The sequence below is a fragment of the Paraburkholderia sacchari genome, from assembly GCF_000785435.2.
In the GTDB taxonomy this organism is placed as follows: Bacteria; Pseudomonadota; Gammaproteobacteria; order Burkholderiales; family Burkholderiaceae; genus Paraburkholderia; species Paraburkholderia sacchari.
On the sequence record NZ_JTDB02000008.1, the window covers coordinates 158,423 to 184,502 of the forward strand.

At 62.5% G+C, this 26,080-nt stretch carries 30 protein-coding genes and 2 tRNA genes; 6 read left to right on the plus strand and 26 right to left on the minus strand.

The window, feature by feature from the left end; genetic code table 11:
* Positions 1-20 precede the first annotated feature (20 nt).
* Positions 21-806, minus strand: a complete 786-nt coding sequence (gene xth, locus NH14_RS24905) for an exodeoxyribonuclease III (protein ID WP_035531016.1) — start codon at positions 804-806, stop codon at positions 21-23.
* A 117-nt stretch (positions 807-923) separates the two neighbouring features.
* Positions 924-1,910 (minus strand): NAD(P)H-dependent flavin oxidoreductase, encoded by a 987-nt coding sequence (locus NH14_RS24910; RefSeq protein ID WP_035531019.1) that lies wholly within the window; start codon positions 1,908-1,910, stop codon positions 924-926.
* 262 nt (positions 1,911-2,172) lie between these two features.
* On the opposite strand from NH14_RS24910, the gene NH14_RS24915 reads away from it, so the two are divergent.
* Both NH14_RS24915 and NH14_RS24920 read left to right on the plus strand, forming a co-directional pair.
* A complete protein-coding gene (locus NH14_RS24915) occupies positions 2,173-2,718 on the plus strand; it encodes a PadR family transcriptional regulator (RefSeq protein WP_035531022.1) in 546 nt (181 codons plus the stop codon).
* Between the two features lie 148 nt (positions 2,719-2,866).
* Positions 2,867-2,943 (plus strand) — tRNA-Met (locus tag NH14_RS24920).
* 322 nt (positions 2,944-3,265) lie between these two features.
* Here the strand turns inward: NH14_RS24920 and NH14_RS24925 are convergent.
* From NH14_RS24925 to NH14_RS25015, 19 genes are all read right to left on the minus strand, one after another.
* The gene (locus NH14_RS24925; RefSeq protein ID WP_035531024.1) at positions 3,266-3,652 is read right to left on the minus strand and encodes a DUF1493 family protein; all 387 of its coding nucleotides are present in this window, start codon (positions 3,650-3,652) and stop codon (positions 3,266-3,268) included.
* Positions 3,627-4,136: an STM2901 family protein gene (locus NH14_RS24930; RefSeq protein ID WP_052148363.1), complete on the minus strand. Its 510-nt coding sequence runs from the start codon at positions 4,134-4,136 to the stop codon at positions 3,627-3,629. The genes NH14_RS24925 and NH14_RS24930 overlap by 26 nt, the downstream gene beginning before the upstream one ends.
* 11 nt (positions 4,137-4,147) lie before the next feature.
* Complete coding sequence (locus tag NH14_RS24935) at positions 4,148-4,621, minus strand: Hcp family type VI secretion system effector (protein WP_035531027.1); 474 nt, start codon at positions 4,619-4,621, stop codon at positions 4,148-4,150.
* A gap of 114 nt (positions 4,622-4,735) precedes the next feature.
* Positions 4,736-4,906 (minus strand): hypothetical protein, encoded by a 171-nt coding sequence (locus NH14_RS24940; protein WP_161790875.1) that lies wholly within the window; start codon positions 4,904-4,906, stop codon positions 4,736-4,738.
* A gap of 25 nt (positions 4,907-4,931) precedes the next feature.
* Positions 4,932-5,210 (minus strand): hypothetical protein, encoded by a 279-nt coding sequence (locus tag NH14_RS24945; protein WP_035531029.1) that lies wholly within the window; start codon positions 5,208-5,210, stop codon positions 4,932-4,934.
* A gap of 188 nt (positions 5,211-5,398) precedes the next feature.
* Entirely contained in the window at positions 5,399-5,713 is a 315-nt protein-coding gene (locus NH14_RS24950; protein ID WP_152617247.1) for a P27 family phage terminase small subunit, read from the minus strand.
* 156 nt (positions 5,714-5,869) lie between these two features.
* On the minus strand, positions 5,870-6,094 hold the full coding sequence (locus tag NH14_RS24955; RefSeq protein ID WP_035531032.1) for a hypothetical protein: 225 nt from the start codon (positions 6,092-6,094) through the stop codon (positions 5,870-5,872).
* 131 nt (positions 6,095-6,225) lie between these two features.
* On the minus strand, positions 6,226-6,582 hold the full coding sequence (locus tag NH14_RS24960; protein WP_035531034.1) for a hypothetical protein: 357 nt from the start codon (positions 6,580-6,582) through the stop codon (positions 6,226-6,228).
* 10 nt (positions 6,583-6,592) lie between these two features.
* Positions 6,593-6,814, minus strand: a complete 222-nt coding sequence (locus NH14_RS24965) for a hypothetical protein (RefSeq protein WP_152617248.1) — start codon at positions 6,812-6,814, stop codon at positions 6,593-6,595.
* A 324-nt stretch (positions 6,815-7,138) separates the two neighbouring features.
* Complete coding sequence (locus tag NH14_RS24970) at positions 7,139-8,152, minus strand: phage major capsid protein (protein ID WP_035531036.1); 1,014 nt, start codon at positions 8,150-8,152, stop codon at positions 7,139-7,141.
* Positions 8,153-8,260: 108 nt separating this feature from the next.
* Positions 8,261-8,521, minus strand: a complete 261-nt coding sequence (locus NH14_RS24975) for a hypothetical protein (RefSeq protein WP_035531037.1) — start codon at positions 8,519-8,521, stop codon at positions 8,261-8,263.
* A gap of 12 nt (positions 8,522-8,533) precedes the next feature.
* A complete protein-coding gene (locus NH14_RS24980) occupies positions 8,534-8,743 on the minus strand; it encodes a hypothetical protein (protein WP_035531039.1) in 210 nt (69 codons plus the stop codon).
* Between the two features lie 53 nt (positions 8,744-8,796).
* Positions 8,797-8,991 (minus strand): hypothetical protein, encoded by a 195-nt coding sequence (locus NH14_RS24985; RefSeq protein ID WP_035531042.1) that lies wholly within the window; start codon positions 8,989-8,991, stop codon positions 8,797-8,799.
* Positions 8,988-9,380 (minus strand): hypothetical protein, encoded by a 393-nt coding sequence (locus NH14_RS24990; RefSeq protein ID WP_035531045.1) that lies wholly within the window; start codon positions 9,378-9,380, stop codon positions 8,988-8,990. Before NH14_RS24990 ends, NH14_RS24985 begins: the two co-directional genes overlap by 4 nt.
* Positions 9,377-10,063: a hypothetical protein gene (locus NH14_RS24995; protein ID WP_152617249.1), complete on the minus strand. Its 687-nt coding sequence runs from the start codon at positions 10,061-10,063 to the stop codon at positions 9,377-9,379. The genes NH14_RS24990 and NH14_RS24995 overlap by 4 nt, the downstream gene beginning before the upstream one ends.
* A gap of 154 nt (positions 10,064-10,217) precedes the next feature.
* Complete coding sequence (locus NH14_RS25000) at positions 10,218-10,967, minus strand: ParB N-terminal domain-containing protein (RefSeq protein ID WP_161790876.1); 750 nt, start codon at positions 10,965-10,967, stop codon at positions 10,218-10,220.
* A 10-nt stretch (positions 10,968-10,977) separates the two neighbouring features.
* On the minus strand, positions 10,978-11,268 hold the full coding sequence (locus NH14_RS25005; RefSeq protein ID WP_035531047.1) for a hypothetical protein: 291 nt from the start codon (positions 11,266-11,268) through the stop codon (positions 10,978-10,980).
* Between the two features lie 88 nt (positions 11,269-11,356).
* Positions 11,357-11,827, minus strand: coding sequence for a hypothetical protein (locus NH14_RS25010; protein ID WP_035531050.1), 471 nt, complete (start codon positions 11,825-11,827; stop codon positions 11,357-11,359).
* On the minus strand, positions 11,751-13,133 hold the full coding sequence (locus tag NH14_RS25015) for a site-specific integrase (protein WP_035531054.1): 1,383 nt from the start codon (positions 13,131-13,133) through the stop codon (positions 11,751-11,753). Before NH14_RS25015 ends, NH14_RS25010 begins: the two co-directional genes overlap by 77 nt.
* A gap of 104 nt (positions 13,134-13,237) precedes the next feature.
* On the opposite strand from NH14_RS25015, the gene NH14_RS25020 reads away from it, so the two are divergent.
* Both NH14_RS25020 and NH14_RS25025 read left to right on the plus strand, forming a co-directional pair.
* Positions 13,238-13,311: transfer RNA gene (locus tag NH14_RS25020), tRNA-OTHER, on the plus strand.
* A 367-nt stretch (positions 13,312-13,678) separates the two neighbouring features.
* Positions 13,679-15,778, plus strand: a complete 2,100-nt coding sequence (locus NH14_RS25025) for a site-specific recombinase (RefSeq protein WP_052148365.1) — start codon at positions 13,679-13,681, stop codon at positions 15,776-15,778.
* A gap of 35 nt (positions 15,779-15,813) precedes the next feature.
* On the opposite strand, the gene NH14_RS25030 is transcribed toward NH14_RS25025, so the two are convergent.
* Positions 15,814-16,506 (minus strand): aspartate/glutamate racemase family protein, encoded by a 693-nt coding sequence (locus tag NH14_RS25030; RefSeq protein ID WP_035531056.1) that lies wholly within the window; start codon positions 16,504-16,506, stop codon positions 15,814-15,816.
* A 143-nt stretch (positions 16,507-16,649) separates the two neighbouring features.
* Between NH14_RS25030 and dinB the strand changes: the two genes are divergently transcribed.
* Both dinB and NH14_RS25040 read left to right on the plus strand, forming a co-directional pair.
* Complete coding sequence (gene dinB / locus NH14_RS25035) at positions 16,650-17,807, plus strand: DNA polymerase IV (RefSeq protein WP_035531058.1); 1,158 nt, start codon at positions 16,650-16,652, stop codon at positions 17,805-17,807.
* A gap of 91 nt (positions 17,808-17,898) precedes the next feature.
* A complete protein-coding gene (locus tag NH14_RS25040; protein ID WP_035531061.1) occupies positions 17,899-19,185 on the plus strand; it encodes an amidohydrolase family protein in 1,287 nt (428 codons plus the stop codon).
* 90 nt (positions 19,186-19,275) lie between these two features.
* Here NH14_RS25040 and NH14_RS25045 read toward each other — a convergent pair whose 3' ends face one another.
* The 4 genes from NH14_RS25045 to fixL form a co-directional block, all read right to left on the minus strand.
* Entirely contained in the window at positions 19,276-21,375 is a 2,100-nt protein-coding gene (locus tag NH14_RS25045) for a M3 family metallopeptidase (RefSeq protein ID WP_035531065.1), read from the minus strand.
* 318 nt (positions 21,376-21,693) lie between these two features.
* Entirely contained in the window at positions 21,694-22,548 is an 855-nt protein-coding gene (folD, locus tag NH14_RS25050) for a bifunctional methylenetetrahydrofolate dehydrogenase/methenyltetrahydrofolate cyclohydrolase FolD (RefSeq protein ID WP_035531068.1), read from the minus strand.
* A 263-nt stretch (positions 22,549-22,811) separates the two neighbouring features.
* A complete protein-coding gene (gene fixJ, locus NH14_RS25055; protein WP_035531070.1) occupies positions 22,812-23,465 on the minus strand; it encodes an oxygen response regulator transcription factor FixJ in 654 nt (217 codons plus the stop codon).
* The gene (gene fixL, locus NH14_RS25060) at positions 23,462-25,990 is read right to left on the minus strand and encodes an oxygen sensor histidine kinase FixL (RefSeq protein ID WP_035531072.1); all 2,529 of its coding nucleotides are present in this window, start codon (positions 25,988-25,990) and stop codon (positions 23,462-23,464) included. The genes fixJ and fixL overlap by 4 nt, the downstream gene beginning before the upstream one ends.
* Positions 25,991-26,080 lie beyond the last annotated feature (90 nt).

Here is a 26,080-nt window from a genome sequence, read left to right on the forward strand (position 1 = left end):
CGCGGGCTGCTGATTAATGCTCAGCCCGCGATCTTCAGATCGGCCACAACCGGTGTGTGGTCCGAAGGTTGCTCCCACTTGCGCGGCACCTTGTCGATTTCGCACGACGCGAGCAGGGGCGTGAGCGCGGGCGAGAGCAGGATATGGTCGATGCGCAAGCCCGCGTTGCGGCGGAACGCGAACATGCGATAGTCCCACCACGTGAACATCTTGTCGGGCTGCTCGAACTGGCGGTACGCATCGACGAAACCGAGCGCGATGAGGCGCTGGAATTGCGCGCGCTCTTCCGGCGAGACGAGGTTCTGGCCCTCCCAGGCCTTCGGGTCGTGCACGTCGCGGTCTTCCGGCGCGATGTTGTAGTCGCCGAGCAGTGCGAGCTGCGGATGACGTTCCATCTCCGCACCGAGCCAATCGTGCATCGCATCGAGCCAGCTCAGCTTGTAGGCGAACTTTTCGGTGCCCGGCGCCTGGCCGTTCGGGAAATACGCACTGACGATGCGCACGCCGTCCACCGTGGCAGCAATCACGCGCTGCTGCGGGTCTTCGAAGCCGGGGATGTTGCGCACGACCGTGGCCTCGTCGACGGCCAGGCCATCGCGCACGAGAATGGCCACGCCGTTATAGGTCTTCTGGCCCGCGAACCAGCTGCGATAGCCTTGGGCCTCGAGTTCGGCGCGCGGGAACTTGTCGTCGGTGAGCTTCAGCTCCTGGAGGCAGAGCACGTCGGCCTTGCTTTCGGCGAGCCAGTCGACGACGTGCTGCAGACGGACCTTCAGGGAATTCACATTCCACGTTGCGATTTTCATGAATGGATGAGCGTTGGATCGGCGAAATACCGAATCATAACGCCCGACGATGCAGCGCGGGCCGCCGCCGCGCCACGACGGAGGCCATGCGTTCCCCTTGTTCTACTGTGCTGTGGATCAGGCTAGCGCCGCGGCTTCGGCACTCGCGCTCGCCACACCCAGGCGTTCGCGCGCGGCTTCGTACTCGCGCTTCAGGCGCGCGATCAGCTCGGCTGTGGGCACGACGCTCTTGACCGCGCCGATGCCCTGGCCTGCGCCCCAGATCTCCTTCCACGGCTTCACGCGGGTCGAGCCGAAGTTCATCGCCGACGGATCGGATTGCGGCAGCGCGTCGGGATCCAGGCCGCTCGCCACGATGCTCGAGCGCAGATAGTTGCCGTGCACGCCGGTGAAGAGATTCGAGTAGACGATATCGCTCGCGCCGCTTTCGACGATCATCTGCTTGTAGGCGTCGACCGCATTCGCTTCATGCGTGGCGATGAACGCCGAGCCGACATACGCGAGGTCCGCTCCGGCGGCCTGCGCCGCGAGAATGGCGTTGCCGTTGCCGATTGCGCCCGAGAGCAGCAGCGGGCCGTCGAACCATTCGCGAATCTCGTGGATGAGTGCGAACGGCGAGAGCGTACCCGCATGGCCGCCCGCGCCGGCAGCGACGGCGATCAGGCCGTCTGCCCCTTTCTCGATGGCTTTCTTCGCGAACGTGTTGTTGATCACGTCGTGCAGGACGATGCCGCCCCAGCCATGAATGGCCTGGTTCACGTCCTCGCGCGCGCCCAGCGAAGTGATGACGATGGGCACCTTGTACTCGGCGCATACGCCCAGATCGTGCTGGAGGCGGTCATTCGACTTGTGGACGATCTGGTTCACAGCGAACGGCGCGGCGGGCTGATCGGGATGCTTCGCGTTGTATTCGGCGAGCTCGGTCGTGATGCGGTCGAGCCATTCGCCCAGCACGTGCTCGGGCCGCGCGTTCAGCGCGGGGAACGAGCCGACCACGCCCGCCTTGCACTGCGCGATCACGAGATTGGGATTCGAAATGATGAAAAGCGGCGAGCCGACGACGGGAATCGAGAGGCCGCGTCGCAGGACGGCGGGCAGGGCCATGCGTATCTCCTTGTCGATGGAAGTGGGCGAGTGAGGCCGGGTTCCATCTCATGCAAAGCTGAATGAAGACGGCGGCCCGATTTGGGCGCCGCCGTGTTGTTGCTCGCGTTGTGCGCCCGTGCTGGCGGGCCAACAGGGTTAAACATAGCAAACCCGCAGGCACTATGCAACTGGTTGCATAGTGCCTGCGTTCCAGATTGATCTGGAACGCAGGCACGGGAAACCGGGGTGGCATCGCGGGGACCTGGTTTAGAATCGCCTCATGTCGACCCCCCACGCCATCCTGATCGCCCTGCTCGAAAAGCCGTCGTCCGGCTATGACCTCGCCCGGCGCTTCGATCGGGCGATTGGCTATTTCTGGCATGCCACGCACCAGCAGATCTACCGCGAGCTTGGACGCATGGTGGCGGCGGGCTGGGTTGCCGTTCTGGAAGAGGGCGACGCACACTCCGGCGCTACGCGCAGGAAGGTTTACCGCGTGCTGCCGGTAGGCCGCGAAGAAGTCGAACGCTGGGCGCGCGAAACGCGTCTGGGCCCCGATGACCGCAACGTGTTTCTGCTGAAGCTGCGCGCCGACGCCGTGATCGGCCCGCTTGGACTGGGCGAAGAGTTGCCTCGGTTTATCGAAGAGGCGCGTGAGCGCCTCGACACCTATCGTGGGATCGAGCAGCGCGATTTCGGCGCGCCGGTGCTCACGCGTGGCCAGCAGCTGCAGTATGCGATTCTCAAGGCGGGGATACGCACGCAGGAATCGTGGATCGAATGGGCCGAGGAACTCAGGCCGCTTCTCGATGCCGACAAGGCGTAGCGTACAGCGCAATGACCATCGCCAATAAGTTTGGATTCCGAATCAACGTCGATGCGCCGACATGAGCATGGCTGCTGGCGATATCGATGGCTGGAATTAGTTGTTGACGCGAACGCAGGACTTGCCTATAATAGCTTTCTCTGACGGACGCGGGGTGGAGCAGTCTGGCAGCTCGTCGGGCTCATAACCCGAAGGTCGTAGGTTCAAATCCTACCCCCGCAACCAAAGCCTAGTAAGGCTTTGCGAGATTTTGAAGTTTTTGGGTAGCGTCTTCTTTTCGTGTTTTTGGACACTATTTGGACAAGGCCCGCGCGAATCTCGCCAAATCCGTCGCAAGCGCAAGCCCGCCTTCAAGCGGGCTTTTTGCTTTTTCGGGCCCGTCTCGGCCCCGCGCCCCTCACCCTTTCCATAAACGCACATGACCCAACGAACCCCGCTACAGGGCGGGATTTAGGCCAGTTGCGCATTCCGCGATACCGATGCTTTTTCCGCTCCGCTACACCGGCATTCACAAAAAAACCCGCGAACGAAGCGCGGGCCTTCGGATTCACTCTTGCGCGGAAGGGTCTTCCAGTTCGCTTAGTCGTTGGCTGTCCCAGATGCCCAAGTCGATTGCGTGCTGAAGCATCCCTAGCGTAATAGGCTCGGTCTTCTCGTACTTCTTGATGCGTTGGTGTCGGTGTAGCCAGTTCGTGAGAATTGAAAACGGCCAGACGCTAAGCCCCTCCATTTCGAAGTAACGAAGGAATTCAAAATCGCCAGATTCAACGTTGAAGCGCTTCGCGAATGCGCCCATGAATTCGTCAGCGTCATCCCCCGTCACACCAAAATCGTCCTCCAGTGAATCTGAAGTATTCAATTTTCGTTTCGAGGATAGACCTATCTGCTTGCGAACAAAATCCTGCAATTCAACCGAAACTTCCTGTGGTCGCATCGTTGATTCGGTCCTCTGGATTAACAAGTTGATTGTAATGAAGAATCGTCAGGACAGAGATTTTTACCACATCATATGCAGCAATTGCCCAGCCGACCATTGGCGTCCATCGCCCAATGAATACGCCCAAATTATTTACCATCCGAAAGCGAAGCATTAGGATTGATTTATTCGTAAGCGTCGGCAAGATGTTCCGCTCAAAATCATAGTCGAACAGGGCGCGGCTAACCTTGGATGCGATGGATGTTCCTCTTGTAGCGCCGCCGAATTTACCGCGCGTCGAAAGTACCGGCTGACCCGCGAGAACCGCTACTACAGCCACGATATCTTCTACGCCCAAAGCCTTGCAGGTCTCTTCAACCATTACGCAGAAAAAGAGACCTTGGGGCGTCAGGTTCTTATGTTCGCCGTAGATGTAGAGATTGTCTTTTACTGGCGCGCTGCTAGCCACGTCATCGCTTATAAGGCGTTCATATTCATTCATCGCGCCGCGCCTCAGGCTGTAGTGTTCGCCTTCACGTCGATAAGAGTCGTTACCATGCCTTGGCTTCCTCCAATCGCGTTTTGCACCAGATATTCCTTCTTCATTCGCGCGAATGAGAGTTTTACATGCTCCAGCGCCAGACTTCCGCCCGCTGCTGGCTCAACGTGCGTAATTACCACGTCATACATGGTGATTCTGTAATATTCGAGCGGCACACCTCCAGCCTTGCGCATGGTAAGCACAGCTTTGGTAATGTGCTGCCCCCGGAATGCGTAACCGGCGAGATTAGGGCTTGCCCGGTCGATTTGATGGGTAAAGCTCAAATCCTCCACGCTTGCCTTAGCTGCCCCGCCGCCTGACCCGCTATGCATATTGGATTTTTGCGTAACAGCCCATCCCCAATGCAGAACTTCGATTTCATCCGGGTGCGTCGCGTCTTGTGACTCGCCAGCAATACCGTCAATCTTGATAAAAATATCCGCCATATCGACTCCCTTTAACAAAATAAAACTATCCACATTACCTCTGACTTTTCAAAGGCACGGGAAAATCAGGGAAATTTTTGATTCACGTCATATTTACACTTGCGACGTGTCCGCCTATACCGCGCGCGTGAGGGCTTCGCCGGTCGGTCGGGGTGCGGTCGGCGTCGGCTGACCAGCGGAACCGGTCAGCGCGCCGCGTATCAGGTCGGCGGCGATGGATTCGCGTGACACGTTGGCGGCGTCGGTGGCGCGGTCGAGTGTCTGGAAGGTGTCGCGGTCGAGCATGACGCGCAAGGATACGCGGCGGCTTTCACTCACGGTCGCCGCCGTCGCGCCATGCCTTCGGGTTGCGGCCAGTCGCGGCCAGCATCAGTTCAGCCGACGCGCGGTCGCGTGCGGCGCGCTGTTCGGCGGAAGTCGGTTGCGCAAGGTCGGGAAGGTCCGGCGTCGGCAGTGCGCGCGAGCGCACGGCTTCGGCCAGCATGTCGCCCGCGACTTCTTCCAGCGGCGCGCCTGTGACGCGGGCCTGTTCTTCGAGCGCCGCACGCACGCCGCGCGTGACCCATGCAATCGTCGGTTGTACGCTCATTGCCCGCCCCTTTCAATCGGTTGAACGTCGCCGATAGTATGCGCCCGTGACAGGCAAAAGGAAGCCGCGACGGCCTGAAGTCCGCGCGGCGAAATTCACCACATGGAACGTGCGCGGTTTCTGCGAGCGCCGCGCCGCTCAGGGATAGCCGTTCGTCCGCCTGGAGTTGGGCGACCGGCCCGCAGTCTTCACGGCTTGCGTCGGCGGCGGTCCAGACCCAACAACCAGTAAAACCGCAACAGGTCATAGGTCGCGCGTGTCTGGTCGCGCACGGCGTCGCTCACCCGCACGCGCCCGTGCGTCGTGGTCGTGGTGATGCCTTCCTCCTGAATGCGCGGCGCGGCCAGTTGGGCGCGCTTGCCCGCTTCCACGTACAGCGCGGCGAGTTCGACGGTCGCCGGGTCGTTCGTGTCGGGAAGTTCTCGCATGACGCGCAGCCATTCGCGCCGGGAGTCTTCAGGGAGCCACGCGGGCGGGCGGGGTAAGCGTTGGGTGTTCGTCATGATTGACGTCCGTGTCGGTCGCCGGTCATGCCGGGGAATTCCGGTCGAAAAGCCGGATTTCGAAGAAAAAAACAATCCGCGCGGTGCCCGCTCGGACCGAAAAATCTTTCAGGATTCCCCCGACCGTCTTACCGCCGTCGTCATCGCTCGCGTGCGTCATACGACCCACGGCGCAGACGATGCAGCGCGCGCGTGAAGCGTGCCGTCGTCAGCAACGCCAAGGTCCACAGGTGCGCGATGTTCGGCAAGCGCCTTGCGTGCGATGCGCTGAACGTCGCGGGCGCGGGCGTGACCGAACAGCATTGCGGCGTTCGCCGGTGACTGTTGCACGAAGACCAGTTCGTTGAACGTCAGTGTTCTGTCTTCCGTGATGGTCGTCATGGGTAGTTCCTTGTTCGAACGATCCGCAACGCGCGGGCCGTAGTACGACCACGGTGCCGGTCGATGGTTGCGTCGGCAACTGTGCGGGTGGGTCAGTGCGCGTACCCCGGTCATGGGGGGTAGGTCACCCGCTACATGAACAGCCGTTCGTCGCCCGTCCATCCCCGAACGCGGCAATGCACGAACGTCTTGCCGTCCTGTTCCCTCAGTTCAAGGTCAACGACCTGACTCAGCCGCTTCGCCACGCCGAGCAGTCGCGCACACGCGGTCGCGTGTTCACGTCCGAAGGTGTTGCACGCGTTGGCATGGAATGGGTCCACGGATTCGGCAGTTCGCAACAGGCGCGACGTGTCGGCGACTTTTGTTGCACGCGCAACCGACGTGCGCGCGAGATACTGCGGACCCAATCGGACAACACGGCCAGCGGTCTTCGACGCGGGCGCGACCGGATGGAGTCTCGCCACATGGTCACTGTCCTTCGTGGTCATGATGCTTCCTTTATTCGATGGCTTGCCACGGGCCGCCGCAATAGGACGCCAGCAGGACGCCCGCGCGCCGGTCAACAGCGAAACGCAGACCGGGCAGCGCCTGATGTTCGCCGCGCGTGTGTTCGACCGCCTTCAGCAGTCGCGGCGCAAGGGCGGACGGCACGACTTCGCGGGCGTCGCGCAAGGTCCGCACGGCGCGCACACGCGCCGGGTCAAGATGTTGAACGTTCATGCGACCAGCCTCACCGCGCGTCGCGCGTCGAGTTGCGCGCAATGCTGATGTCCGTCTGGTGTCCACCAGTGAACGGATTCGCTTGTAATGAGAATGTACCGAACGCGCGTCCCGTTTCCGCTTGACGGTTGCGAGCACAACAGACCGGCGAACGCCACGGCGCGCGGTGACGCGTCGATGGGTACGCCACGCAGCAGCGTAAGAACTTCATGTTCGGTGCGACTCTCGCGGGCCATCAGCGCGCGTTCTTCCCGCGCCTGTTCGTGCGTGCCACGGCAAAGGCAAGCGCCGGTTTCGCAGGTGCAATCATTCATTTCGTTTCCCTCACGTCGTGCCGCCGCCGAACAGGCCGGTCACCATGCCCGCCGCGCTGTCAATGCCGCGCGTCCAGTTCACATACCAGATGCCGCGTAGCGCGCTCAGGTTTTGTTGGAACAACGAAACAACGCTTGTTTCGCCGGTATCGCTGTTCGTGACTTGAACGATTGACTGCCCGGACGCTTCGACCGTTACAGCAAGGTCAACCATCGGAATCAGGCGCGGGCACACATACGCGATGCTTCCGGGGGGGATGGGTGCGGTCGTGGCGGAAAAGCCGAACAGCGTCCCGCCGTCGATGGTCAACAGCGATTCGTCCGCGTAGTGGGCCTTCAGCAGCGCGGGCAGGTCGGACGCGTTGTAAAGCAAGACAACTTCCTGAAGAAGGTCTTCGTCCACGTTCCCCAGCATGGTCGCGATGTCGGCGGAAAGGTCGCCGGATGCGTCAATCGTGTGCCCGAAAAACGGCGAAGGCGGCTTGACGCCCGCCGTGCCCGAATTCAATGGGTCGCAAAATGCCTGGTCGGCGGCGACGGCAATCGCACGTGACAGGTCGCGCGAAATTCCGGCGTCAAGAGCGGGGTCCGTGCCGCGAAGAAGTTCTTCGGTCCGAATAACCATGCCCGCGACCTTCAGCGCGCCAGGCCGGGAAATGGAAAAGCCTTCGTCTGTGGTCGTGATGGATGCGGCTTCGCCGACCCAGTTCGCCTGTGCGTTCACGTCCATTGACAGAATTGGCGCGTTGACCGGCACCTGCAAAAATGGTGAAACACTGTTGATTCGCATGATGGCGGACTTGCGCTTGACAAGGTTGACCATGTACGCGCCGAGAATGCGCAACATGTCCCAATCGGGGTCAACGGGAAGGCTACCGATAGCGTCAATCTGACGTTGAAGGAAAGATACGACGCCGGACGTTGCGCCCCACTTCGAGGCGGCGAACGACTTGGCGGCAAAAATATCGCCCCCGCTGACGGCGACGGCGCGCGCGGCGCGAACCAAAACATGCTGTTCGGTCATTCGAGTTCCCCCGATTCGTTAGCCACCCGATGCGTTCGGGCATGAGCCGGAGAATCCGCCAGTGCGCCGACGCGCACCAGCGCGATTTGCGCGGCTTGCGCGTTTTCTTTATTCGTCGTGCGGCGTTTCGAGATACCTCGCTAGGTCCGCGAGCCGATGCCATCGACGCGCGCCGACCAGTCGGATCCGCACGACCGACCGGCCTTCGTTCGCTTGCATTCTCAGTGCCGAAGGACCGGCATAGCGAAGTAACAGCGCCGCGTCGTGTTCGGAAATCTCGCCATGAACCGTGACACGAAAGCCGTTGCGCTCGCACGTGTCGCGAAGCGCTTGTTCGGCCAGTTCAACGCGGGCTTCAAGGTCGTCCACATGCGCCGCCTGTCAAAACGAAATTTCATCGGCGGCGGATTCCGCGTTCGCCAGCAGACAGGCGAGTTCGTGAAAATCGGTTTCGTCCGCTGACTTGACTTCGTTTAGGCGTTCAAGCGCGTCGCCGATTTCACGCGCCAGCGTGCGGCGTTGCTCTTGCAGGTACAGCGCGCGGGCCTTGCACGCGTGCAGCGTCGCGACCGCTTCGGCGATGATGGTCACCCTGTCGCGGGAAGACACAACGGGTTCGTTCATTTCGGTTTCCTCACAGGTTGTCATTCGATGTTCAGCGAGTTGTCGCCGGGGCAACAGAACACGCCGCACGCGGGTTCATAGCCTTCGTCGCCTGGACTGAACGACAGGTCGTGTTCGATGCGGACATACACAATCGCGTCATCGGGCACGTCAGCCAGCGCGCGGCGAAGGTCACGCACGCGAAGAACGCCTTCGTCATCGTTGGCGGTCGTCATGTCGTCCCCTTCGTTGAAGTGCGGGCGGCGCGCCGTGCGCGGTCGATGACAAAATCAGCAGCAGCGCGCGCGGCGTCGGAACCATCGCCCGCCGCGCGCCGGTCAAAAAAACGTTTGTCGCCGCCTTCGTCATCGCGTGCGACGGGCAACCGGTCGGCTACTTCGTCGCACAAGTATTTCGTCAGGCTTGTCCACGAAGGTTTCGCAAAACGCTTCCTCGCCCGCGTTACCGCATGTTCGAATTCGTCATCGGTCACGCCCATGCGGGGCGAGATACGGAAGACGTTCGGCGATAACGCGCCGGTCGTATGACGTACCCGGAAGACCGCCGCTGTCGAACGCGACGAGTCGTCGGGCGAACGCGGCGCACTTCCGGTCAAGCCGGTCATCGTCGCTCAGTAGCTTCGCAACCTTCACCATTTCGCGCGGCCACGAATCCGCGTCGCCGCCACTTTTTTTGCGCTGCGTTTTCGCGTTCGTCGGATGCGGCGGCGGTCGCCGCAAGGCGACAGGCGCGCGCCGACTGAGCGTTGTGTTTTTCTTGTGGTGTTATTGGTAGTTCTTGTAAGCCATATATAGAGGGCGGTTGAATGGTGCCGTTGCTGACATCATTCAATGCATCGTTTGGCACGTTTCGATGACCGCAAACGACACCATTCAATGCATCGTTTAGCACGTTTCGCGCGTCATTTTCCGTCGCCGGTTCGTTCCGAATAGTGTCGTTACTGGCACCATTCGAACGGCGTTGAATAGTGTCGTTACTGGCACTTTTCGCGCGCGCCATTTGCGCGACATCGGTTCGCGACATCGTGAACTGGTAGATGACGATGCGGTTGTGATAGCCGGTGCGACCGACCGCTTCAAGAACGCCTTCGGCGACGAATTCCTTCATGTACCGGCGCGCCGCGCGCACGCTTACGCCCGCTTCACTGGCAAGCGTGCTGATGTCGCGACCTTCCCTAAAACAAATGCGGTTGTCCAGTGCGTCAGCTTCCCACGCAAGGCACGCGAGAAACCATTTCCGTTCAGTCGGCATGTCGGCGAACTTCGTGGTCCCGTCCTTCGCGGACATGACCCATTTCATCGCGGGACCGCTCATGACGCGCCCCCATCGCGCGCTTGCGCATCGCCGTTCGTCGCGGTACTGTGCGCATGACCCTCACAGGCCATGTGCTTTTCAGGTATCGCGCCCGCCCTTGTGCGGGCGTCTTTTTTCGGTGGCGTATTCATACGGCTTCCGAAACGTTGTCGGCGGATTCTTTATGGTCGGCATCGGTCCCGCCGGGCAACCAGCGTCCGACATCGGCGGCACGCCGACGCGCACCTTCGCGACGGCTTTCGGGCATCGCTGCAATCACGGCTTCGATGCCGCGCTTGCCGACCTCGTACTGAAGCACGTTCAGGAAGTCCCCGAGCATCCGCGCGGCTTCGGTCACGCGCCTTGTGGGTCTGAGCTTCGATGTATCCATCTTTACCGGAATCTCACCCGCATCGACAGTCGCAACCGTGGGCGCGGTCTTCTTCGCCGGTTGCTTCCGTGTCTTGCCGTCCGCACCTTGTCGCGCGGCCAACTTCATAATTTGGGAAGTTGATTCGAGGTCGGCGCGCACCTTGCCAACCGTCATGTCGGACACGCCAAGGTCTTTCGCGATTGCGTTGTCCGAACAGTCGGGCGTGTCCTTCAACTGGTCGGCAATCAGCGCGCGCCGCTGTTCACGCGTCAGCATCCGCCGCGCCGTGTTCAGGGTGCGGGCCATCGTTCGCTTCTGTTCGTCGGACAGACCATCGCGAACTTCACGCGGACATTCAACGCCGAGTTCGGCGGCAAGCTTTTGCCGGTGATGCCCGTCGATGACATCGCCGTGTTCATCGACAAGGATGGCAATCAGCACGCCATGCGCTTCGATGCTCGCGCGAAGTTCAGTATCTTCGACGGGCGTCAGCGGCGGCATAAGTTGAAACTTCGGGGCGGTCATGATCGCCCCCTTACGCAACATCGGCGGCGCGGCTACGTTCAATCACGCGTGCTTCCCATTCGCGCGCGGCGCGGTAGGGGATTAACACGCGCTTGCCAATCATCAGAACGTCCGGCGCGGTGCCGTCACGGCGCATGAAATAGAACGTGGACCGGTTGATGTTGTAGCGCTTGCAGAACGCTTCAATCGACATCGCGCCGTGTTCGGGGTCGTGCGTCGGTCCTTGCCATGCCTGAACGGACGCGGCGTCCGGCGTCGGGGCGTCGGGAATATCCGGTGTGCTGTGCGGTTTCGTCTTCATGTCATGCCTCACGTGGCGGGGTGTTTACGTGAGCATGGCAAACAAAAAAATGGCGTACCAAATGACGCCATTTAATTTCTTCGCGTTTTCAGGGTTTATCCCTGAGCTTCTTCGGGCGTCCGCGCGCCAGTTGCGGAGTGATTTTGCGGATGGTGTCGGCGGGGATGCTGAAGCGTGTGACCAGTTGTTCACAGCGGTCTTTCTTGACGTTGACCCCGGCGCGCTTCAGTTCACGGTCAGCGCGAATGATGGCTTCGCGCATCTTCGCGGAAATGTGCGTGCGGGTCCGCTTGCCTTCGCTTTCCAGATTGCGAACGCGGGTGCGCACGGTTTCGAGGAATGCGGCTTCGCCGGTGAGCGCGCGCGCGAGCAGTGCGGCGAGCGCGTCGCACGCATCGTCCCGGTCATCTGTGCCGGTCAGGATGCCGTTAACGATTCCCCACGCTTCTCTGACCGTCACGACGCGCGGGAAGTCCAGCGGTTCATCGTATCCAACTTGCGCCGCGATTTTCCGATACTGCGTCTTGAGCGTCGGACGCTTGCGCTTCGCGGCGGTCATGCGACCACCTTGCGACCCGTCTTCTTCGCGGCGCGGCGCGGCGCGGCGCGTTGAACGCCGTGTCGATTGCGGCGTGAAGATGGTCGGGCGCAAGGTGCGCGTATCGCAACACGGTCTTGATGTCCGAATGCCCGAGCAACGCGCGAACACGATTCAGGTCGATGCCCGCCGCGACAAGCTTGCTCGCGTAATCGTGTCTGCAATCGTGAAACCTGAATCCCGTGATTTCCGCCGCTTCAAGCAACGCGTCCCATGCGTTGCCGAAGTCGGTCAGCGGCGCGTCGGTCTCCGGGTTGCCGAAGACATAGACCTTTTGCGCAAGCGGTCGCCATGCCGTGAAGCACTCGAAAAGTTCATCGGTAACCGGCACGTCGCGGCGTTCGTCATCTTTCGTGACGCCGCGCCGGACATGAATCGAGCGCATTTCAAAATCGACATTGGACCATTCGAGCGCAAGCAATTCGCCCTTACGCAAGCCGGAATTCAACGCGCAAATGACAAGCGGCTGAAGATGGTCGCAAAAACGCGTGTCGCGCAGTGACGGCAGCGGCTTCAATGCGCCGTTCGGGCGGGCGCGACGATGCGCGTTCGTTCTATGTCTCGCATCGCGCAACGATTCCTCGCGGGCTTCCATCGCCGCATACAGGCGGGCGCGTTCGTCGGCGGACAGGTAGCGAACCACGACATCAGCCTTCCCGTTGCGCTTGACCTTCTTCGCCGGGTTGTCGGCGATGTGTTTGGCATCCGTCGCCACGCGCGGCAAACCTTGCAGGGCGTGCAACTTGTTCGCGATGGTCTTCGGCTTGATGCCGGTCTTCGCCGCGCGCGACTTCCACTGTTCCAGCGTCCACGACGTGAGGTCGTCAAGGGGGCGGTCCATCAGGTCGGCGAAGCTTGACGCAATCAGGTCCGCGTTCGCTTCGCTGATGTTGTTCGCGGTGAGGTATCCGCGATAGTCGCGTTCAAGGAATTCGCCGAGCGTCGGCACGCCGTGCGCCGCGCGCACGGTTTCGGCGTGACGCTTCTTCTGTTCGATGACGGCGGCCGTGTCGTGCTTGACCGGCGTTTCTTCAAGTTCCTTGCGCGCGGCTTCGCGCGCCGCCGAAGGTTGCATGGCCGGATAAGTCCCGATTTTCCGGCGAATGGACTTGCCGGTAACGTCACGGAAGCGGATGCCGAACTGGATTGCGCCGGTCGGCATCATGCGGGCGACGAAGCCGGTCAGGGCGGTGTCGGCGATTTCCTGAATCTTGCCGTTCGGCGTCAGGGTGCGGAGAAGGTCACGGCTGATAAGGGCTTTGGACATGGATTGCGTGCGTTGGACAATTTTTGGACACTGCCAGCCTGCAACAGAGGGCAACGCTAGGCCCCAATATACACCTAAGCCATTGATTTCAAAGCACTATGAAACGCGGTCCAGCGCACACAAACTGGTTAAATCGGGCTCATAACCCGAAGGTCGTAGGTTCCTACCCCCGCAACCAGACATCGCAAGATGTCTGTCGAAACGAAAATCCGTCGTATCAATCAACCCGCCGCGAGCGGGTTTTTTGTTTTCCACAGCCCGCATCAGTCCTTGCCGCCGGGCGATCGTTTCCTGTACGCACCTCCATTCACAGCGGCTTCTCCAGCCGGGTGCCTGCATTCGCAGCCACGCCAGCATCGAATTGACTGCCGACAATTCACGGCGATTTCGAGCTTTCTCTGCGGTTCCGATGCCCTTAACCTTCCTGCGCATCGCGGCATGCACCTCGATGCATCCGCTGTGGCCGGCTTCGTCTTTTCCGTCTATGCCGCGCCTTTCTGCCGACATCCCCATCCAGTTCACCGCACTGCGTCGAGCAGCAGCTCATGAAGAAAGCTACCACTCTACAAAATCACCACTCCGCGCTCGAACGCGTCCTGGACAGCTTCGGCGAGGCGGGTGAGTCCGATATCGCCTTGTTCAACGAACTTGTCAGTTGCGTGCGTCCGCAACGAGTTAACGGCAGCGATGCCGCCCGTCATGCAATCCATACGCTGTGCTTTCTGCTCGAACACCGGGAGGACTACCGGGCCGCGCTGCGCCGTGCACTTTTGCGCCTGCTCTCGGAGCGCAAACAAGTCTCGCTATATGCGGATGTCGGCATCTTTCCGAACAATGGCTTTTTCACCGAAGTCGCGCATCGGCTCGTTCGAAGCACGCTGCTGCCCGATCTGTTCGACCTGAGCCAGCTGCGAGACGTGATCGCCAAGATCTTCAAGCGTGCGAGCGACCATGTATGGGTGCGCGACGTCGGTGTCGATGCATGGGCCGATCTGCTGCGCGCGCTGCGTTTTGACGAGGCTTCCGGCGATGCCGGCGCTTGCGACGCGCCAGGCGAAATACGACCGCAGAGCCAATTGCTCGAAGCGCTGCGCGTGCTGTCGTACCGGATTGCCGCGATTGGTCTCGAACCCGAGGTGGTTAGGCATGATTCGTCGCTCGAATCGGCGTATTCGCCGTTCATTGCGCAAAACCAGGAGATGCTGGCCTACCTTGCCCGCTTCGAGGCGACGTCTGGCGATACATCCGCTTCGAACGCTTTGCACGCGGGCGGCGCCGACAAGGCGCATCTCGTGGTGCTGCTCGACCAGTGCCGCAAGGTCGGCGAGCGGATCCGCAGGCGTGCGGCGCATGCAGGCACGAGCGTTTCGCTGACGCTTCATCTTTTGCGGCTCAAGCAGCATCTTGTGCGCGCCGAATTGCTGATCGACGTGGTGGATGCGTTGCGCGAGCGGCGCGGCGCCGACACCGTGCTGCCCATGATCGCGGAACTGGCCTCGGGTTTGATCCAGGCGGAATGCTGCCGCAACAATCTGCGCGATTACTTCCGCCAGAATGTCGAGCTGATCGCGCTGCGGGTAACCGAGAACGCCGGCCATGCTGGCGAGCACTATATCGCATCGAGCCGTAAGGATTACTTTGCGATACTGCGCTCGTCGCTGCTTGGCGGCTTCATCATCGGCTTCATGTCGGCGTTCAAGTTCCTGATCGCGGGATGGGGCTGGACGCCGCTCAACGAGTCCATTGGTTTCGGCCTGAATTATGGCCTCGGCTTCGTGCTGATCCATATCCTGCACGGCACGGTGGCGACCAAGCAGCCCGCGATGACCGCGCACGTGCTCGCCGCGGCCATCAAGGACAATAGCCGCAAAGGCGGACGCGATCTCGACCATCTCGTCACGCTGATCGTGCGCACCATGCGCAGCCAGGCTGCGGCGATCTTCGGTAACGTCGCGCTGGCCGTGCCGGTGGCGATGTTGATCGGGTTCATGTATCGGCAACTGATGGGCCATCCGTTCATCAGCCCCCACAGGGCCGCCGATCTGCTCAGCGAGGTGGCATTCAAGCCGTCGACGCTCGCCTATGCCGCGATCGCGGGCGTTTGTCTGTTTCTAGCCGGCCAGATCAACGGCTATTGCGACAACGTATGTGCTTACGAGCGGATACCCGAGCGCATAATGCACATCCGCTGGGCGCGGCGTCTGTTTGGCGAGCGCAAGCTGTGGCACATCGCGAATTATGTGAAAGGCAATCTCGGCGCGTTGATCGGCAACTTCGTGTTCGGTTTCATGCTGAGCGCCGTATGGGGCGCCGGCATGCTGTTCGGCTTGCCGCTCGATATTCGGCACGTTGCATTCGCGTCGACCTATTCGGGCTTCGCGAGCGTTTCGCTCGATTTCGCGGCGCCGCCCGCATTGTTGCTGATGGCCATGGCAGGCATATGGGCGATCGGCGCGATCAACCTGTTCGTCAGCTTCAGCCTCGCAATGTGGGTCGCGCTGCGCGCGCGCAGCGTGACTTTCGCTGAAACGCGGCGGTTGTTCGGCGATGTGTTGCGGCATCTGCGCAATAACCCGAAAGAATTCATTTTCCCGCCTCGAACGCACGTTGCCGCTCACTCCGATGCGCCAGGCGGATCGGACTGACCCTCTCCCGGGCTCGTTGGGCGCTTGGAAGCCCTTCATTTGAGCGCCCAATCCACAGCCGCCTGTGCATGCAGCGCTGTCGTATCGAACACTGGCAGCGCCGAGTCCTCGGGTTTGATCAGCAGCGTAATTTCCGTGCAGCCGAGTATGACAGCTTGCGCGCCCCGCGCCGCGAGCGCTTCGATCACGCGCTGATACACGCCGCGCGATTCCGCTTTTACGACGCCATGACAGAGTTCATCGTAGATGATGCGATGCACGTCCACGCGCTCGCGCTCGTCGGGCACGATCGCCTCGATGCCGTGCACGCTGCGCAGCCGGCCTGTATAGAAGTCCTGTTCCATCGTATAGCGCGTGCCGAGCAAACCCACGCGCGTCACGCCCGCGGCGCGCAACGCGTCGCCGGTCGGATCGGCGATATGCAGGAAGGGGATCGCAATCGCCGCTTCGATCGATGCGCACACGCGATGCATCGTGTTGGTCGCCAGCAGTACGAGATCGGCGCCGCCGCGTTCCAGTTGCGTGGCCGCCTGCGCCATCTGCAGGCCCAGGGCATCCCAGTCGCCCGCGCGCTGCAACGCTTCGACATCGGCGAAATCGACGGTTGCCATGAGGCTGCGCGCGTTGTGATGACCGCCGAGCCGCGCCTTCGCGTAGCGGTTCAGCAGCCGGTAATACTCCGCCGACGACTCCCAGCTCATCCCGCCAATCACACCGATCGTCTTCATCGCCAGTCCCGCATTTGATTGAAATGATCGGACGAGTATAGGCGTGCCCGCGCAGCTGTACAGGTACGGTCCAGTACGCCTGCCGCAGTACGGCGAGACAGACAAGATCCGGGCGCGCGGACAGTTTTCTTGAAAATAGCACTGTGTTTTTGTACAGTATCGGTACTTTGAACACGCTTTCTTCCGACCCTTCGCCAACTGCCAGCTTCGCTCGCAAGATCATCCATTGCGACTGCGACTGCTTTTATGCATCGGTTGAAATGCGCGACGACCCCACGCTGCGCGGGCGTCCGCTTGCGGTGGGCGGCAGGCCGGACCAGCGCGGCGTGATCGCAACCTGCAATTACGAGGCGCGCCGCTTTGGCGTGCATTCGGCCATGTCGTCGGCGCTGGCCATGCGCAAGTGCCCCGATCTGCTGATCCTGCCCACGGCGATGGAGAAGTACCGCATCGCCTCGCGGCAGATCATGGCGATTTACCGCGATTACACGGCGGACGTCGAGCCGCTCTCGCTCGACGAGGCTTATCTTGACGTGTCGCGCACCACGCGCTGCAAGGGCAGCGCAACGCTCATCGCGAACGAGATTCGCGAGCGCGTGCGCGAGACAGTGGGCGTGACGGTGTCGGCGGGCGTTGCGCCCAACAAGTTTGTCGCCAAGATCGCTTCCGACTGGAACAAGCCCGATGGGCTCTTTGTCGTGCGTCCGCAGGAGGTCGATGCATTCGTTGCGGCGCTGCCCGTACGCAAGATTCACGGCGTGGGCAAGGTCACGGCGGCCAAGCTCGAGAGCCTCGGGCTGTCCACCTGCACGCAGTTGCGCACGTGGTCGCTGTTCGATCTGCACCGGCATTTCGGTGTGTTCGGCAAGCGGCTCTACGAACTGGCGCGCGGCATCGATGACCGGCCCGTGCGCGCGGATCAGGAGCGCAAGTCGGTGAGCGTCGAGACGACCTATGTGAACGATCTGCTCACGCTCGAAGCGTGCAGCGAGGAACTCAAGCGCCTCGCCGTGCAACTGGACGCGCGCATCGAGCGCGCGGGCTGCGCGCACGCCGTGCGCAAGCTCTTCGTGAAGATCCGTTTCGCGAATTTTCAGCGCACGACGGTCGAATGCGTCGCCGACGCCACCGATCTGCCCACGCTGCTCGCCTTGCTCGAGAAGGGGCTTGCGCGGCGCAAGCTCGCGGTGCGTCTGCTGGGCGCGGGGGTGCGGCTCGAAGAGGATAATCCCGCGCTACGCGGCCAGTTCGCGCTATTCGACGACGATCCCGAAGACGACGACCGCGAAGCGGGGGCGTGAATTCATCCTTCGATAGAATCAAGGCGGAAACGAAGCAGAATTAAAGCGGCATCAAAGCGCAGCACGAGAAAACGCCAGCAAGGAGCCATCCATGGACTTGATCATTCGCCGCGCCGTGCTCGCGCATGCGCATCCGGCCGGGCATCCCACGGTCGATATCGGCATCGAGGCGGGGCGCATCGCTGCCGTCGAGCCGCATCTCGCGGCGCAGGCACCCGAGGAAATCACCGCGGCGGGCGCGCTCGTCAGCGCGCCGTTCGTCGACGCGCATTTCCACATGGATGCCACTTTGTCCTGGGGACTGCCGCGCGTGAACGCGTCGGGCACGCTGCTGGAGGGCATCGCGCTGTGGGGCGAGCTCAAGCCGCACCTCACGCAGGAGGCGCTCGTCGAGCGCGCGCTTCAGTACTGCGATTGGGCCGTCGCGCGCGGGCTGCTGGCGATCCGCTCTCACGTGGACGTTTGCGATGCGCGGCTGCTCGCCGTCGAGGCGCTGCTCGAAGTGAAGCGCCGCGTAGCGCCGTACCTCGACTTGCAACTCGTGGCGTTTCCGCAGGATGGCCTGTTGCGCAGCCCCGGCGCGTTCGACAACCTCAAGCGCGCCATTGCGATGGGCGTGGACGTGGTGGGCGGCATTCCGCATTTCGAGCGCACCATGGCCGACGGTGCGGAGTCGGTGCGGCTGCTCTGCGAATTCGCGGCGGAGCAAGGCTTGCGGGTGGACATGCATTGCGACGAGTCCGACGACCCGCTCTCGCGCCACATCGAAACGCTCGCGGCGCAGACGCATCGTCTCGGTTTGCACGGCCGCGTGACGGGCTCGCATCTCACTTCGATGCACTCGATGGACAGCTACTATGTGAGCAAGCTAATCCCGCTCATGCGCGAGTCGGGCGTGGCGGCCATCGCGAATCCGCTCATCAACATTACGCTGCAGGGCCGCTCCGATACATATCCCAAGCGGCGCGGCATGACCCGCGTGCCCGAACTGATGGCGGCGGGCATCAACGTCGCGTTCGGCCACGATTGCGTGATGGATCCCTGGTACAGCTTCGGCTCCGGCGACATGCTCGAAGTCGCGCAGATGGGGTTGCACGTCGCGCAGATGACGGGCGTGGAGGCATCGCGCTCATGCTTCGACGCGGTCACGGTCAATCCCGCGAAGATTCTCGGTCTCGAAGGCTATGGCATTGCGCCGGGAAGCGCTGCCAATCTCGTGGTGCTCGATGCACGCGACCCTGTCGAAGCGATTCGGCTGCGCGCGGCGCGCCTTGCTGTGGTGAGCCGGGGCAGGGTGGTGAGTCGTCAGCCCGCGCAACGCGCGGCGCTTGCGCTCGAAGGCCGGCCGGAGAGCGTCGATTTCAGGCTGTACCGGTAAGCGATGCGCCAAGCAAGGCGCGGGCGATAAAAAACCGCGCATGGGATGCACTCCCATGCGCGGTTTTTCGTGCGGCTGCACGCGGCGCGTTTAATGCTGCGCCGGCGGCTGCTCCATGCCGTTATGGCGCAGCAGCGCGTCGATGTTGGGCTCGCGTCCGCGGAACGCCTTGAACGATTCCATCGCCGGGCGGCTGCCGCCCACTTCCAGAATCTCCTTGCGATAGCGCGTGCCCGTGGCCGCGTCGAGCACGCTCGACTTCGCGGCCTGCGCTGCTTCTTCGAACGCTGCGTAGGCATCGGCGGAAAGCACTTCGGCCCACTTGTAGCTGTAGTAGCCTGCCGCGTAGCCGCCCGCGAAGATATGGCTGAAGGTGTTCGGCCAGCGCGAGAACGGTGCTTGCGCAATGACGTGATAGCGCGCGTTGATCTCGCGCGCGAGATCGTTCACGGTCTTGCCCTTCGAGGCGTCGAAGTCCACGTGCAGCGCCATGTCGAACAGCGAAAACACGATCTGGCGCAGCGTGCCGAGGCCGCTCTGGAAGTTCTTCGCGGCGAGCATCTTGTCAAACAGTTCGCGCGGCAGCGGCTTGCCCGTGTCGACGTGCGAGGTCATCTCCGTGAGGACGTCCCACTCCCAGCAGAAGTTCTCCATGAACTGCGAGGGCAGTTCGACCGCGTCCCATTCCACGCCGTTGATGCCCGAGACCGAGAGCTCGTCCACGCGCGTGAGCATGTGATGCAGGCCGTGGCCGAATTCGTGGAACAGTGTGATGACTTCGTCGTGCGTGAAGCACGCGGGCCGGCCGCCCACCGGTGCGGAGAAGTTGCAGGTGAGATATGCGACCGGCGTTTGCACGCCGTTGCCTTCGAGCTTACGGCGCGAGCGTGCATCGTCCATCCACGCGCCGCCGCGTTTGCCCTCGCGTGCGTAGAGGTCGAGATAGAACTGCGCGACCAGCGTGCCGTCCGCGTTTTCGACGCGGAAGAAGCGCACGTCCGGATGCCAGACGGCGGTTTTGTCGTCGCGGATGCGCACGCCGAACAGTGTTTCCGTGACCTTGAAGAGGCCCTTGAGCACGAAGTCTTCGGGGAAGTATTGCTTGACCTCGTTCTCCGAGAACGAGTAGCGCTTCTGACGCAGGCGTTCGGCCGCGAAGGCCATGTCCCACGGCTCAATCTGAGCGAGGCCGAGTTCGTTCGCGGCGAACTCGCGCAGTTCCTGCCAGTCCTTTTCAGCGTGCGGGCGCGCGCGCGTGGCGAGGTCTTCGAGGAAGCTCGTGACCTGCGCGGGCGACTCAGCCATCTTCGGCGCGAGCGAAACCTCGGCGAAGTTGTTGTAGCCGAGCATCTTCGCTTCTTCGGCGCGCAGCTTGAGCTGGTCGTCGACGATTGCGGTGTTGTCCCAGTCGGGCTTGCCGCCGCCGTATTGAGGACCCAGCTCCGATGCGCGCGTGACATAGGCGCGATACATCGTTTCGCGCATCGCGCGATTTTCCGAGTACTGCAGCACCGGAAAATACGAGGGGAAATGCAGCGTGAACTTCCAGCCTTGCTTGTCCTCGCGCTCGGCGGCTTCGCGCGCGGCGGCGATCACGTCGTCGGGCAGGCCCGCAAGCTCGCTTTCGCTCGTGGCGTAGAACGCGTAGGCGTTGGTGGCGTCGAGCACGTGATCGGAGAACGCTTTCGCGAGCGACGCCTGGCGCTCCTGCAGTTCGGCAAAACGCGGCTTCTGGTCTTCAGGCAACTCCGCGCCCGAGAGGCGGAAGTCGCGCAGTGCGTTGTCGAGAATCTTCTTGCGTTCGCTGGATAGCAGCTGGAACGAATCGTGGTTCGTGATGGCCTTGTACTTCTCGTAGAGCGCGAGATTCTGGCCGACGCTCGACCAGAACTCGGTCACGCGCGGCAGGTTCTCGCCATACGTGGCGCGCAGTTCCGGCGTGTCGGCCACGGCGTTCAGATGGCCGATCACGCCCCAGGCACGCGAGAGCGGCTCGGTGGCGCGCTCGAGCGGTTCGACCACGTCGCTCCATTGCGCGGGCGTCATGGGTTGGGCCGCGCGCTCGACTGCGGCGCTCGCATTCGCGAGCAGCACGTCCAGCGCGGGCGTCACGTGTTCGGGGCGGATCTCGCCAAAGCGCGGCAGGCCGGTGAAATCGAGCAGCGGATTATCGGAGGGAGTAGTTGCCATGATGCGTCCTGTTCCTTCTGTCGCGGTTGATTCGCAATGAAATGGGCCGATGCAAAGCCGGTGAGGGCCGGGGCGCCGCGCGCTGTCGTGCGTTCTCGCGCGCCCCGATATTCCGGTTATTGGGGCGCAGTGCGCGCTTTCCAACCGGAGCACTCGTGCAAATTAACAGAAGTCGGGCTGCGGCGGCGCAATCGACGCGCCGTGCTCTGCGCATCGCCGGTGCAAGCACGAAAAAAAACGGCCCGCGCAGGAATGCGCTGGGCCGTTCGGTGAAGCTTTCGCAACCGCGCCTGTCCGGCGCGGGCGTGCCGGGCGTGGTTAGACGCCGGCTGCGCGCTCCGCGGCTTCGATTGTGTTGACGAGCAGCATCGTGATGGTCATCGGGCCGACGCCGCCCGGCACCGGCGTGATGAAGCCGGCCACGTCCTTCAGGCCAGCGAAATCGACATCGCCGCACAGCTTGCCGCTGTCGTCGCGATTCATGCCCACGTCGATCACCGTGGCGCCCGGCTTGATCATGTCGGCGGTCAGCACGTTGCGCTTGCCTACGGCGGCCACCACGATGTCCGCTTCACGCGTGTGCTTCGCGAGATCGCGCGTCTTGCTGTGGCAGACCGTGACCGTGGCGCCCTTTTCGAGCAGCAGCAGCGCCATCGGCTTGCCGACGATGTTCGAGCGGCCGATCACCACGGCGTTCGCGCCGTCCAGCGGAATCTTGTACTCCTCGAACATCTTCATCACGCCGTAGGGCGTGCAGGGGCGGAACAGCGGCCGGCCGGTCAGGAGCGCGCCGGCGTTGGCCACGTGAAAGCCGTCCACGTCTTTTTCCGGCGCGATCGCTTCGATCACCTTATGGCTGTCGATGTGCTTCGGCAGCGGCAACTGCACGAGAATGCCGTGGATTTTCGGGTCGCGGTTCAGTTCGTCGATGCGCTTGAGCAGGTCGGCTTCGGAGAGCGTTTCGGCATAGCGGTCGTACGACGAATAGAGGCCGTTGTCCTCGCAGGCCTTCACCTTGTTGCGCACGTAGACTTCGCTCGCGGGGTTGTCGCCGACCAGCACGACCGCGAGGCCAGGCTGATGGCCGCGGGCGGTGAGGGCGGCGGCGCGCGTGGCGACGTCGGCGCGCAGTTTCTTGGAGAGGGCGAGGCCGTCGATGAGGGTGGCTGTCATGGTCGGTCGAATCGAGAGTGGGCGATGCGCGGATGCATGCCGGAGCGCTTGATGCCCGCTTGACGTCCATGCGCAGGGAGAGGCGGGCGCCGGCTGCAAAGGGCGACATTATACCCGCGCGGCGCGCGCGAACTGTCGCGGCCAGACGAAACGCGGGCCGAACGAAACAGGAAGAAGCGGTGGGAATGTGGTAGGGAAGGTACGGCATCCTGCTGCGCCGCGCAGGATGCGTGCCTTCCCCGTCGCGCTGTTCTGGCAGTGTTTTACTGCTGCTGTTGCGCCTGTTGCGGCTTGTTGGAAAGCGCGAGACGCAGCAGGTCGGCGACCGTGTTCACGTTGAGCTTCTCCATGATGTTCGCGCGGTGCGCTTCGACGGTCTTGATGCTGATGCCCAGATCGTCGGCGATCTGCTTGTTCAGGCGGCCCGCGATGATGCGCTCGAGCACCTGGTGCTCGCGCGCCGTGAGCTTGCCCAGGCGCTCGGCCGCGGCGCGCTGCTGCTGCACGTTGGTGCTTTCGCTGCGGGCCTTATCCAGCATGCGCTCGACGAGCTTGCGCAGTTCGGCTTCGTCGAACGGCTTCTCGATGAAGTCCATCGCGCCCTTCTTCATGGTGGAGACGGCCATCGGCACGTCGCCGTGGCCGGTCACGAAGATGATCGGCAACGAGGCGTTTTCGGCAATCAGGCGCTCTTGCAGTTCGAGTCCGCTCATGCCCTGCATGCGCACGTCCAGAATCAGGCAGGCGATTTGTCCGGCTTGCTGGGCGGGCTGGTACGCATCGAGGAACTCTTCCGCGCTCGTGAAGCACTGAACGCGGTAGCCATTCGCTTCAAGCAGCCAGCGCAGGGAGTCTCGTACGGCTTCATCGTCGTCGACAACAAAGACGGTTTCCTGGGTGGTGACTGGGCTGTTCATGGCTCTCCCGTAACGGTTTGTGTAGTCGGCTCGTCGGATCCGTCGCGCGAGGAACGGTCCGCTTCGCCGATGGGCAGACTGCAATGGAATGTGGCGCCGCTGATGTGGCCGTCGGCTTCGACGTTGTTGACCACCCAAAGACGCCCACGATGCGATTCGATGATCGAACGGCAGATATTCAGCCCCATGCCCATGCCATCGGACTTGGTGCTGTAGAAAGGTTCGAAGAGGCGCTCGGCAGTCGCTTCGTCGACGCCCGGGCCCTGATCGACCACGCTGATGCAGACGTTGCCGCCTTCACGTTTCACGATCACGCGGATCACCGGGTCCACGACCGCAATGGCCAATTTCGCATGCGCCTCCGCCATGGCTTCGGCGGCGTTCTTCAGAAGATTGACGAGCACCTGCTCGATGAGCACCGGATCGACGTAGATCACGGGCAAGCGCGAGCGCATGTCGGTCACGATGCGGATGCGGCGCTTGCGCGCCTCGATTTCGGCGAGCCCCACGGCGTCGGCGACGATGTCGGCCACGCGCGTGGCCTGGCGCTTGGGCTCGCTGCGCTTCACGAACTCGCGGATGCGCTTGATGATCATGCCCGCGCGCACCGCCTGCTGCGCGGTCTTTTCGAGCACGGGCAAGAGGTTGTCGGGCGCGGCGCGCCCCGACTTCACAAGCGCGACGGTGCCCGAGGCATAGTTGTTGATTGCGGCGAGCGGCTGGTTCAGCTCGTGCGCGAGCGACGAGGCCATTTCGCCCATCGTCATGAGGCGGCTCGTGAACTGCAGTTTCTCGTCTTGCTGGCGGGCCAGTTCCTGGGCCTGCTTGCGCGTGGTGATGTCGGTCGCGATCTGCATCTGCGCGAGGTGGCCGTCCACCCACTGGATGTACTGGCGCCGCACTTCGAACCACTTCTGGATGCTCTCGACGTAGACTTCCTGGGCATCGGCGGCGCTTTCGGTCAGCGCGGTGGCGGGCAGGCCCGCGTAGGCGTCCACCATGTCGATCGAATCCGACGACGCCGCGGCCGAATCGAAGCCGCCGCCGCCGGCCAGTTCCAGATGGCCGTCCGGACGGATGCCGAACAGGTGGCGGTAGTAGCGGTTGGCGAACAGCAGTTCGGCTTCGTCGGCGGCGAGCACCGAGACGGCGGCGTCGAGGCTTTCCAGCACTGTGGTGAAACGCTCGTGCGCGGCGGCGAGTTCCTCGCGCGCGCGTTTGGGTTCGGTGATGTCGGTCATCGACGACATCCAGCCGGTCTGGCGGCCGGAACTGTCGATGAGCGGCGAGACATAGAGGCGCGCGTGGAACTGCGAGCCGTCCTTGCGGCGCACGCGCAATTCGAAGCCCGAGGAAGGCGCCTTGCCGCGCAGCGTCATGTCGAGCTGGCGCTGCATTTCAGGGTAGGCGTCGCGCGGCCAGTAGGGAAACGGCGCATGCTTGCCCACGAGATCGCTTTCGTCCCAGCCGGTCATGCGGCAAAAGGCGGGGTTCACGTGCGTGATGCGCCCGTGCATGTCGAGCACGCGCATGCCGATCAGCACCGAATTTTCCATCGCGCGCCGGAAGAACGCTTCCGCGTAAAGCGCCTGCTGCGCCTCGAAGCGCTGGCGCGTATGCTTCCAGAGACTCCAGAGGCTCCACAGGACGAAGCACGAAAGCCCCGCAACCAGCCACACGAGCGTATTGTTCGTGAAGTTGGTCATCTGCGGATACGAGTACACGCGCACGGAGAGACCCTGGCCCGGCGGGTCGAGCGGAAGGTCGTAGTAGACGTCGTGCGGCAGGCGCGGGCGCGTCGAGGTGGTGGCGAGCTCGCGGTTGTTCGCGTCGATGATCGAGATCTTGTACTTGGCGGACAGCTCGGCCGGGATGTCGTGCTTGAGAATCCCTTCGACCGAGAACACGGCGGCCACCGAGCCAAGGAACTCGCGGTCGCGGTACACCGGGGTCTGCAACGTGATGTAGCCGTTGCCCACGTCGTCGTAGATGAGCGGCGAGTAGACCTGGCGGCGCGTCGTGCGGGCTTCGTCGAAGGCGGCCTTCACGGCCTCGTCCATCTGCGCGTCGTTGGGCTTGGCGAGGCGCTGGCCGAACACCGGCATGGCCGTGTTGGGCCAGCGCGGCTCCCGCTGGGTCGTATACCAGTTCAGGTAGAGAATCTCGGGATGACCCTGCATGATGTCCGTGGTGGACGTCTGGAAGTACTGCGGGTCGTTGTGGCCGGCAACCAGGTCGCGCTGGAGCGCCTGCAATTGCTCCTGCGCGCCCGTCATGGAGAGGCGGATCTGCTGCTGGGCCCAGGCGACGTTGCGATAGAGCGTGTCTTCCTGCTGTTGCTGCTCGCGGCGGTTCAGGCTCCACAAGATCAGGCTCATGACGATCAGGAATACGAGGATCGACAGGAGTGGCGTCAGCAAATAGGAATTCGACCACCAGGGTCCGTGGTGCCAGCGGGACGGCGATGACTCGCCGGGCGAACCGGGCGGTCGCGCCGAGCGTGCGAAAAGCCGTTCGGTCAACATGGCAAGGATTGTAGCTCAGCGTAAGAGTTCCAAACGCCGTGAAAAAAGCAGCAATTCGCCGATAAACGGGTTCGAACTGGCGGATATCGG